Annotated in this window: 2 pseudogenes; both read left to right on the forward strand. The window is 71.3% G+C overall.

The window, feature by feature from the left end:
- Positions 1-60: 60 nt before the first annotated feature.
- Positions 61-570, forward strand: a pseudogene (locus tag ACFWGZ_RS41300) (transposase); the annotation flags it as partial.
- Positions 571-586: 16 nt separating this feature from the next.
- Positions 587-1,058: pseudogene (locus ACFWGZ_RS41305) on the forward strand (transposase); the annotation flags it as partial.

Below are 1,058 nucleotides of genomic sequence, written 5' to 3' on the forward strand. Positions count from 1 at the left end.
GGTCGCGGGCACGGTGGGCTCTACGACGCCCCGGCCGCGGGCCAGGTCGATGTCGGCAGGCTGCGGCGGGCCCTGGCCGCGGTGTCTTTACCGCGGGCGGCGGACGGCCGGCTGGTGCTGGCCGCCGACCTCACCTGCTGGCTGCGGCCGAGCGCGCACACCTCACCACAGCGGATCCTGTGCCACACCTACGGACGGGGCAAGGACCAGCACATTCCTGTTCCTGGCTGGCCGTACTCGGTGATCTGCGCGCTGGAGACGGGCCGCAGTTCGTGGACCGCCCCGCTGGATGCGCTGCGTCTGGCCCCGGGAGATGATTCCGCCACCGTCACGGCCGGGCGGATGCGTGAACTCGTCGAGCGGATGATCGCGGCCGGGCAGTGGAAAGACGGCGATCCGGACGTTCTGATCGTGGTGGACGCCGGATACGACGTGCCCCGCCTCGCCTTCCTGCTGAAGGATCTGCCGGTGCAGGTGCTGGGCCGGATGCGTTCGGACCGCGTCCTGCGCCGCACGGGCCTGGGACCGGCTCCACCCGAGACTGACCCACCGCTCCGCCTGGACCGCCCAGCTGGGCTCCCTGCCGGTGATCGAAGGCACCGTAATCCGCCTGCAGGTCGAGCACCTGCCCAGCGGCGCGACACCGAAGCCGGTGTGGCTGTGGTGGTCGGGCACCGACGCCACCACAGCCGACGTCGACCGTCTGTGGCAGGTGTTCCTGCGCCGCTTCGACATCGAGCGCACCTTCCGGTTGTTCAAGCAGACCCTGGGCTGGACCTGCCCGAAAATCCGCACCCCCGAAGCAGCCGACCGGTGGACCTGGCTGATCCTCGCCGTGTTCACCCGACTACGTCCGGCCCGCCCGCTGGCGGCCGACCTGCGACGGCCGTGGGAAAGACCGAGCCCGCCCGACAAGCTCACTCCCGCCCGAGTCCGCCGCGATTTCCGGCACCTCCGCCCGAAGGCGGCCTGTCCTGCCGAAGCACCGAAATCCTCCCGCCCCGGCCCAGGACGGCCATCCGGTCGCAAGAACGCCTGGCCCACACCACGCTACGACG

Origin of the sequence: Lentzea sp. NPDC060358 (assembly GCF_042725365.1) — a bacterium.
Lineage (GTDB): Bacteria > Actinomycetota > Actinomycetes > Mycobacteriales > Pseudonocardiaceae > Lentzea.